This window comes from Nostoc sp. CHAB 5715 (assembly GCF_020829685.1).
Taxonomy (GTDB): Bacteria; Cyanobacteriota; Cyanobacteriia; order Cyanobacteriales; family Nostocaceae; genus Nostoc.
On sequence record NZ_JAIVFR010000161.1, the window covers coordinates 1 to 9,851 of the forward strand.

General features: G+C 36.6%; 7 protein-coding genes and 1 pseudogene. 4 read left to right on the forward strand and 4 right to left on the reverse strand.

Annotation, left to right across the window (positions count from 1 at the left end; translation table 11 throughout):
• The first annotated feature begins 357 nt into the window (after positions 1 to 357).
• On the forward strand, positions 358 to 501 hold the full coding sequence (locus LC574_RS11185; protein WP_229453588.1) for a hypothetical protein: 144 nt from the start codon (positions 358 to 360) through the stop codon (positions 499 to 501).
• A 278-nt stretch (positions 502 to 779) separates the two neighbouring features.
• Here the strand turns inward: LC574_RS11185 and LC574_RS11190 are convergent.
• A pseudogene (locus LC574_RS11190) lies at positions 780 to 1,049 on the reverse strand (Uma2 family endonuclease); the annotation flags it as partial.
• Between the two features lie 126 nt (positions 1,050 to 1,175).
• Positions 1,176 to 1,880: a Uma2 family endonuclease gene (locus tag LC574_RS11195; protein ID WP_229453589.1), complete on the reverse strand. Its 705-nt coding sequence runs from the start codon at positions 1,878 to 1,880 to the stop codon at positions 1,176 to 1,178.
• A 556-nt stretch (positions 1,881 to 2,436) separates the two neighbouring features.
• Here LC574_RS11195 and LC574_RS11200 point away from each other — a divergent pair.
• The 3 genes from LC574_RS11200 to LC574_RS11210 all read left to right on the forward strand — a co-directional run bounded on the left by LC574_RS11200 (position 2,437) and on the right by LC574_RS11210 (position 8,625).
• Positions 2,437 to 3,387 carry a general stress protein gene (locus LC574_RS11200; RefSeq protein WP_229453590.1) on the forward strand — a complete coding sequence of 317 codons (951 nt, stop codon included), beginning with the start codon at positions 2,437 to 2,439 and terminating at the stop codon, positions 3,385 to 3,387.
• A gap of 846 nt (positions 3,388 to 4,233) precedes the next feature.
• Entirely contained in the window at positions 4,234 to 5,508 is a 1,275-nt protein-coding gene (locus LC574_RS11205; RefSeq protein WP_229453591.1) for a lipid-A-disaccharide synthase, read from the forward strand.
• A 78-nt stretch (positions 5,509 to 5,586) separates the two neighbouring features.
• Positions 5,587 to 8,625 (forward strand): N-6 DNA methylase, encoded by a 3,039-nt coding sequence (locus LC574_RS11210; protein WP_229453592.1) that lies wholly within the window; start codon positions 5,587 to 5,589, stop codon positions 8,623 to 8,625.
• A 2-nt stretch (positions 8,626 to 8,627) separates the two neighbouring features.
• Here LC574_RS11210 and LC574_RS11215 read toward each other — a convergent pair whose 3' ends face one another.
• Positions 8,628 to 9,014 (reverse strand): hypothetical protein, encoded by a 387-nt coding sequence (locus tag LC574_RS11215; RefSeq protein ID WP_229453593.1) that lies wholly within the window; start codon positions 9,012 to 9,014, stop codon positions 8,628 to 8,630.
• Positions 9,015 to 9,372: 358 nt separating this feature from the next.
• The coding region (locus tag LC574_RS11220) for a hypothetical protein (RefSeq protein WP_229453594.1) at positions 9,373 to 9,851 on the reverse strand (479 nt) is incomplete at its 5' end.

Consider the following 9,851-nt stretch of genomic DNA (forward strand, 5'->3'; position numbering starts at 1 on the left):
TCTACCACTAATATTTTGCACTAATCCTAACAAACGCCACAGGTTAGAAACCTATGGCTGATAGCGAAAGTCCTCTTCAGAGGACTAAATTCTTTCTAGACTTAGGTTTTAGTCCACATTAAGTGGACTTTAGCTATGAGCCTGGAACTTCCAGTTTCAGGCGGATGCGGCTACTAATTAAGAATGCTGCAAGATATCAAAGCAATCTACTATCCTGTGTAACACTACACGAGTGCTAATAATTTTTACTGAATCTAAAAAGAATTTATCATTACCAATGGCTTAGATTGGCTTGTAAACGAGTCTTTAATACTCATTAATCAAGCTCGGAACTCCGTTAATGAGTCTTTGATACTCGTGAACGAGGATATTTTGCCGGTTAATGAGGATATTTTGCTGGTTAATGAGTATATTTTGCCGGTTCACGAGGATATTTTGCTGGTTAATGAGTATATTTTGCCGGTTAATGAGGATATTTTGTCGGTTAACGAGTCTTTGTAATTCGTCGATGAATCTCAAATACTCATGGACGAGTTTTTGAGACTCATTCACGAATACTTGGAACTTGTGAATGAGTATTTAAGCCTTGTGGATGAGTATTTCAGACTCGCGCACGAGTGTTTTTTCTCAAACCTAACCCCCAGCCCCTTCCCTACAAGGGAAGGGGAGCAAGACTTAAAGCCTCTCCCCGCTTCGGGGAGAGGTTTGGAGAGGGGTTTTAAGAATAAGTCGCACATCGCGCTATATCATAGTTTGTATTAAATGGTATTAGCCGTTTTTTACGCGACTTCTCCAGCCCGAAAAATCTGTTCAGCAGTTAAATTGAACTCTAGGAATGCTAGCGACGGAATGCGATCGCTTCCCCTAAATTGTCTAACTTGATACTCACCTTCAATTAATTGGTAAAGCGAGACAGTTGGTTGTTTGGGGTTGCCAATAAATCGCCTACCACCTAAAGCAGCATAGTCTACAATCCAGTATTCAGGTATTCCAACCTCTTCGTATTTACCTGCTTTGGTAAAATAGTCGTCTTGCCAGTTGGTACTTACTGTGAAGCAGAATCTCGAAAAAGTTACTAACAGTACTTAGAAGGTAATAAGTTTTATCTGACTTGTGCAGGTATCAAAATCAGATAATGAACTACTTCTGGCTGTGCAGTTTGAGCTAGGGGTAGTTCATAGTAAATTTGGGTCAATTCCTTGTTGTTGTAATCTGGCTAAAAGTTCTTGAAGCTGCTGCTGAGTTTGTTCTAGCTGTTGTTGCTGTTGTGCGTTTACCTCTTCTGGAGTTTGGTATTTGTTACCATCTTGGTCATACCAAAACAGCCATTCTCGTGTTCTTCCTTGATAAGTACCCTGTTCTCGTCCAATCCCTAAACCAATTTCTCGCATCCAAATTTGATCGCCGAGTTGTAAAATATACTTACCTTCAACTAAGCGATAAACTTCTAAACGTTGACGCTTACGACGTAGCCGCGTTGGTGCATAAATGACATAATATAAAATACCTAATTGAGCATAGTCTATTTTCTTTTGTTCATATTCGCCATTGTAGGTTTGAGAAACCACTTCTAAAGTTAAAATGGGCGTAATCCCTTCTTCTTCCCAGAAAACGTAACTAGAACGTCCGTTTTCTCCAACAAAACGTTCAACACCTAAACTCAAAAACCCATCGGGGACTATAGCAGGTTGTAATGGTGTATAGTAAATCCCCATGTTGATACCGAAAAACCAGTCATCACGGGTTTGCCAAATCGAAGCTAAGATGGCTAACAATAAATTAGGAATTAATATTTGTAGTTCGTTATCCACAGGGGTATCATCAGAATCTGGTAATTCCGCCGATGAAGGTAGGCAGTCTAAGGGATTGTAATTATACATAATACTTGGTGGTTGACAGTTATCAGTTAACAGTCATCAGTAAACGGTTAACCATTTTGATGGAAGCAATGCTTTTCGATATAGTTTAACCGCCTGTGTTTGATTAGTTTCACAGCTTATTTGTCCCAATTGATTTAAGGGTAACTCAGGTTGCACATAATTCACCTTCTCAAACCTTGACGCGAATGAATATTACAGAAACAAAATCATGGCTGAACATCATATAGCAATCCGAATTGAAGCGCGAGAAACTATGGAGATTAAAAGTACCGATTTATAAGCTTTTCATCCTTTTACTCTCTTACAAATAAGTTGTACTCGTATAAGTTAGCACTAAAAAATATACTAATTCTGTGTAATTTATGAAATTTCACGTATGGCTTAACAGGATAAAAAAGCTGGAAAACATTAGAGGATTACTGATTGCAGCATCTGTCATGAATTTTATTACTAAGGATGGATGATTTTCAGTTCAACAAACTCGTATTTAATATTACAAATAGTGAAATACTAAATTTGTAGATAATTAATTTTCCTGTGCTACCAAGGAGTAATAATGGTTTTAAGTCAATATCAACGTGCTGTAGGCGTATTTACTCATCGTCGAGATGCAGAACAGGCACTACATGAGTTGAGAGATTCTGGCTTGGCGATGGAAAAAGTATCTGTAGTTGTACAGAATACAGACCGCAATTATGAGATTGGCGATCATGAAATAGGTGATAAATCCGACGAAGGCGCAACAGTAGGAGGGCTTTCAGGAGGGGCTGTAGGTGGGTTGACTGGTTTATTAGTAGGTCTAGGTACTTTAGCAATCCCTGGAGTTGGGCCAATAATGCTGGCTGGGGCAGCTGCAACCGCTTTGGTTACAACCCTTGTAGGGGCAAGCATAGGTGCAGCTACTGGAACTTTTGCTGGTGCATTAGTTGGCTGGGGAATGTCGGAAGAGCAAGCTACAGCATATAACCAGCGAGTAGAGGTTGGACACTATTTAATAATCGTAGATTGTACATCTTTTGAAATTGCTAAAGTAGAAGCAATTCTCCGGCGTTGGGGTATTGAAGAGTTTGGCATTTACGAGCATCTCAACAGTGAACATGGAACTACAAATTATCTGACCACCACGACTTCTGCTACTGCCATTCCTAATAAAAGTGGGATTTTGACCAAATATGCTATTGGTGACTTTAATAACATAGATAATGTTGAAGCTGCAATTAATGATATATGTGCCGCAGGTTTCCCAGTAAACCAGATTTCTTTAATTTGCAAAGACTTTTCTCAATTTCAAAGGTCAACAGGTGTTAATTTAAGTGAGCGTTTTGACGCTATGAGGCTAGGAATAGCAGATGAGTGGGCACGCTTTTATAACGAGCAAATTGAGCAAGGCAATTACATACTCATCGTTAGTGGCACAGACAATGAGCTTGATTACGTTAGCTCTATTTTGGGTAATTGTGGGGTTCCAGAAATTCAAATTTATGACCCAATGTTAATTCGTTCCTAAAAGCGACTACCGGAAAACTTAACAAAGCGTATTTAAATAAAAAATCTCTCTATGTGATGAAGAATCTAATATTAACGCTGAGTTAATGTTTTTGAATATACACAAACCTAGAGGTTTATGTGATGGCTCGCGATGTATTCGAGTACCAGCACCGTCAGTTAACTCTATTGTTGGACATCTATTTGAACTTGGACAAGACCCATTAGGATTTCTTACCCGTTGTCGTGACTATGATGATATTGTTCCCTTACAGCCCACATTCCACACCCTAACTGTCATACAAGGGTTTTTACGGAGGATTTTTCTCGATTACGAGGGTAAAGTAATACGTTTTATGCGTAAATAATCATATTTTTTACCGACTCTAGCTGAGATTTCAATTCTCAATAAGATACAATAAATATCAGCTTTTGATAGATAAAAAATTATGATGAATACGATCATCTCTGCAATTCACTTATGGGATATTAATTAAAAGTTAAAATAATCTGTGACTATTAAACTTAATTAATAACGTTTATAAATACATTTATAAATACCTAAGTTCGACATAAAAAAAGTCTTTAACCCTAGCAGAAATGAGATTGTATTAGTGGAGGTTAGATGTTAGCGATCGCAAAAGGTTCACTAGGGAAGAAATTTACGGCGTTGCATAAATGCGGGATGAATCAGCTAAATACTGGGATTTCTCTATACTTCAAGTAGTATAGTAGTAATCTCACTGAGTGTTTAAGCATATCTACTTTATCACAGTATAATATTTTACATTATATACTTATAACATGGGAACGAATTTAATAATATTTACCTCTTGACTAATGGCCCCTAACTCCTGACCATTAACTAATGACTCAAGTAGATATTCTCATCCTATCAAATGGGCCAGGTGAGGTAACAACCTGGGTGCGCCCGGTAGTAAGGGCGTTGCGGCAAAAATTCGGCGATGACCGAAATCAAGTGAGGATCAGTGTAGTCCTATCGCCTTGCTCAAATGCTAGTGGTAGAGAAGCTGCGATCGCTCTTTCTTACCCAGAAGTAGATAGAGTACAGAAAGCAGAGCATTTTTGGCAATTTTTGCTTTGGGGTAAAACCTTTGAGAATTGGGATTGGAGAAGTCACGGTGTAGTTGTTTTTCTCGGTGGCGATCAAATTTTCCCTATAATTATAGGTAAAAAGCTGGGATATCGCACAGTAGTTTACGCCGAATGGCAAGCCCGTTGGCATAAGTGGATTGATCGCTTTGGGGTGATGAAACCTGAAGTTGCTGCTGGTGTTCCACAGAAATATGCTCACAAATTCACCGTTGTCGGTGATTTGATGCTAGAAGCACAAGAACAAGTCAGCACTCCCTACTCCCTACTCCCTACTCCCCACTCCCCAATCATTGGTTTACTCCCTGGTTCAAAAGCAGCAAAATTAGCCCAAGGAGTGCCATTATGTTTAGCGATCGCCCAATACATCCATGCAAAAAAACCTCAAACCAAGTTTGTGATTCCTGTAGCCCCAACTTTGGATTTACAAACTTTAGCTAGTTTTGCCGATCCCCAAAAGAACCCTATTGCTGAAATCTTTGGCTTTGGCGGCGCTTCCTTAATTGTCCCAAAGGACGCTAGCAGCAAGGCATTGCTCAAAACAACAACGGGCTTAACTGTGGAACTGTGGCAAGAAAACCCTGCATATCACTTATTATCCCAGTGCTGCATCTGCTTGACTACAGTGGGGGCAAACACTGCCGAACTCGGTGCTTTAGGAGTGCCAATGCTTGTTTTGTTGCCAACACAGCAACTTGATGCCATGCGTGCTTGGGATGGTTTACCTGGGTTGTTGGCAAATCTGCCAGGAGTAGGTACGCCCTTTGCTAAGGTGATTAATTGGTTATTCCTAAGATTTGTTAGACGCAAAGGTTTATTAGCATGGCCAAATATCTGGGCACAGGAAGAGATAGTGCCAGAACTTATGGGTAAACTTCAACCGCAAGAAGTTGGGGAAATGGTTTTAGACTTTTTGGCACATCCAGAAAAATTGGACGATATCCGCGCTAAACTCCGTAAGATTCGTGGCGAAAGCGGTGCGGCCCAAAAGATAGCAACTTTAGTAAGGGAAGAGATTGATAAATTTTGAATATGAAAATTAAAGTAAAATAAAATTGGTTTGTAGTGAGCAATTCATTGCTCAATTCAAGCATTTTAAAGACTAATTATGAATGTACCATCTAGCATTATTCAACTCATTGCTCATTTTCACTCCTCAATAGATTTATATCGGGCTGATAGTTTAAATGAAACACAAACTAGAATTGAATTTATAGATCCATTTTTTGCAGCGTTAGGATGGGATATTAGAAATGAACAACAAGCTTTTGATATTTATAAAGATGTTGTTCACGAAGATAGTTTAAAAATTAGTGATACCAAAAAAGCCAAAGCCCCTGATTATAGTTTTCGTGTTGGTGGAGTTAGAAAGTTTTTTGTCGAAGCTAAAAAACCTGCGGTGAATGTAGGATCAAATATTAGTGCTGCTTTTCAACTTAGGCGTTATGGATGGTCAGCAAAATTACCCTTGAGCATTTTAACTGATTTTGAAGAATTTGCTATTTATGATTGTCGAATCATGCCAAATAAAAATGATTCAGCATTGACAGCTAGAATTATATATTTTATATATACAGAATATATAGATAAATGGGACGAAATCTATAATCTTTTATCTAAAGAAGCGGTATTAAATGGTTCTTTAGATAAATTTGCCGGAACCACAGTTAAATCAGGGATTACTGTTGATAAAGCTTTTTTACAGGAAATTGAAAATTGGCGAGAAAATTTAGCTGCTAATATTGCTTGGCGCAACCTGCAAATTCAACAACGGGAGTTAAATTTCGCAGTGCAAATGACAATTAACAGAATTGTCTTTTTACGTATCTGCGAAGATAGGGGAATTGAAATCTATGAACAGTTATTTAATTTATTAAGATTAGAAAATATTTATGGAGAATTAGGGCGTTTATTTAGAAATGCAGATTATCGTTATAATTCTGGATTATTTCATTTTCAAACTGAGAAAGAACGCGATGAACCAGATGATTTTACCCTTAACCTCAAAATTGATGATACCACTTTAAAACCAATTATTAGAAAACTTTATCCTCCTGAAAGTCCTTATGAATTTTCAGTTATTCCGGTGGAAATTCTAGGTCAGGTTTATGAGCAGTTTTTGGGTAAAGTAATTACTTTATCAGCAAGTCGTCAAACATCTGTGGAAGCTAAACCAGAAGTGAAAAAAGCAGGAGGTGTCTATTACACTCCTAGTTATATTGTTGAATATATTGTTAAACAAACTATTGGTAAAATTTTAGAGAGTAAAAAACCAGAAAATATCAAAGAAATAACAATTCTTGATCCGGCTTGTGGTTCAGGTTCTTTTTTAATTGTCGCTTATCAATTTTTACTAGATTGGTATTTACAGCAGTATCTTCAAAATTTTAAGAAATATAAAAAGAAAGTATATCAAACTACGGGTGGTAACTTCCGTTTAACCTCAACTGAAAGAAAGCACATTTTATTAACTCATATCTATGGGGTGGATATTGATCAGCAAGCGGTAGAAACTTCTAAGTTATCTTTATTATTAAAGGTTTTAGAGGGTGAGTCAGGGGAAACAATCACGAAACAGTTAACATTATTTAAGGAGAGAGCTTTACCGGATTTAGATAATAATATTCAGTGTGGTAATTCTTTGATAGATGGAGAATTTTATCAAAATAATCAACTTAGTTTTTTAGATGAAGATACAGCTTATCGAGTTAATATATTTGACTGGAAATCAGCTTTTTCAGTAATCATGAAACGAGGTGGATTTGATGTAGTTATTGGTAATCCTCCTTATATTAGAATTCAAGCTTTAAAAGAATGGGCTTCTCTAGAAGTTGAGTTTTATAAAGAACAATATGTTTCTGCTAGTCAGGGAAATTATGATATTTATGTTGTTTTTGTAGAAAAGGGTTTGAATTTATTAAAGAAAAATGGCCATTTAGGTTTTATTTTAACCCATAAGTTTTTTAATGCTCAATATGGAGAATCTTTAAGAAAGTTAATTTCTGAAGGTAAATTTCTTAAAAAGATTGTTCATTTTGGAGATCAACAAGTTTTTCCTAATGTTTCAACTTATACTTGTCTATGCTTTTTGTCTAAAACAAAACAGTCAGAGGTAAATTTTCTTCAAGTAAAGGATTTAGTAGAATGGATTATTGATGGTAATGCAGAAGAAATACTGGTAATTGATAAATCTATTACAAGTGAAAGTTGGGATTTTGGTAAAAGTAAAAATTCTGTTTTATTCAATAAATTTAATAACGATAAATTTATCAGTTTAAGTCAGCTAATAACTAATATTTCTCAAGGTATTAGAACAAGTGCTAATAAAATATATGTTGTAGATTTTATCTCTCAAGAACACAATTTTCTACAGGTATATTCTAAAGCTTTAAATAAAATAGTTACAATTGAATCTGATTTAACTTCTCTCTTTTTACAGGGTAAGGAAATAAAGCCGTATCAACTTTTATATTCCAGTAAGTTATTAATTATTCCTTATGAACTAACAAACGGAAATGTTCATCTTATAAATGAAGATAAATTGCGTAATAATTATCCCCTAACTTTTGATTATCTAATGCAAAATAAACAATTTTTAGAAAGTAGAGAAAAAGGAAAAATGCTTGGTTTAGATTGGTATGCTTATATTTATCCTAAAAATATAGAATTGATGAAAAAATCAAAAATGTTAGTCCCTGATATTGCAAATAGAGCTTCTTTTGCTTGGGATGAAAAAGGAGATTATGCGTTTACCAGTGGTTATGGAATTATACTTAAGAATAATGTTCAAGAATCAATTAAATATATTTTAGGATTACTCAATAGTAAAGTTTTAGATTTTTATCTGAAGAATATTAGTACCACAATGCGAGGAGGCTTTTTTCGTTATTTCACTCAGTATGTTGAACAATTACCAATTCGATTGATTAATTTTTCCAATTATCAAGAAAAAAACATTCATAATCAAATAATTCAGCTTGTTGAACAAATGCTTTACCTCCATCAACAACTAAATCAAGCACAAACACCCCCGGCTAAAAAAAGAATTCAACAACAGATTAATGCCACAGATAGACAAATAAATCAATTAGTGTATGAACTCTATGGATTAACTGATGAGGAAATAGCTATTGTTGAAGGTGCATGAATTCAATCCGAAGATTCTCCATTCCTGCGCCCAAGTTCATAAATGCCAGCGCCCATACAAGCTAATATACCTGTACTAATTCCCCAACTCTGGCCTAAACTAATTTCCAGAACCCAGTTACATAAAGCACCAACTACCAAAAAAGGCACAATGCTAAATAATGAAGCGTAGAAAGAGTTTTGGGATTCTCTGGCTTTACGAGTCTTTTCAAATTCTGATTGGCTGGTATAAAGCGATCGCTCGGCAAAGTTAAACCAGCGATTGAGTTGCTCGATTACCCATTCATTGACTTTTGATAAACCTAGATACAGCGCCAATGACCACAAACTCGCTCCGGCGATCGCGATCGTGTCTAACTCAAAGCGGAAAGGTAAAATTTCAGTCAGCATTGCTTATGGGAGTCCTGCAAAGGGTTGACTTTAGCTTTCAGTAGATGCTAAATAAACCTCCTGTGCAATTTTAAGCATAAAGGTTAACAAGATTTCAACTAATTTTGGTACTACGAATGCTGTAAAGTTCTTTCCCCACCTCTTGTCTAAATTATGTCATTGTGTCAGTTTAAACTTGTACCTGATCGAAGTAGCTAAAATGCAAAGCTGTGAGTGAATTGGGAGCAAATGCAAAAGACAATGTACTATCCAGCTAGCAAAACCCAGTCTTTACATGGCTTTACAGAGATTGCAACTTAAGTATAATTCTAATCTAGAAATTTATACATTTAGGTTAAAAAGTATAAATTAAGTAAATTTACTCACCAATTATTTGTAAAACTTTTGGCGCAATAAATATCTTTCCGTAAGAGCCTTCACTAGCCTGCACTAAGATACCTACATTCACAAGCTTTTCAACATTCTGTTGTGCAGATCGATAGCTAACATCCATAATTGCCTGGGCTTGGGGAATAGTGAGAATAGGAGACTCAAACAAGCTGTCTGCAAGACGCAACAATAGGGCTGTGGCACGGATTTGAGTTAAGTCTTGTCTCCATTGCAACTGCAAATCTTGTAACCGTTTTGACCGAACCAAGGCATCTTTAGATTGTTCTGTTACCCCTTGTAGAAAAAATATTAACCAGTCCCGCCAAGCCGCACAATGACTGATACTGAGCACCGGCCCCATACAACACGACTCACCGAAAGCTACCATGCACACCAAATTCCTCCCCAACCCCAGCCATTCCGGTTTTGGCGTTCTGTCGTCGCTCGGCCTTGCCCTGTTTCGCTTCC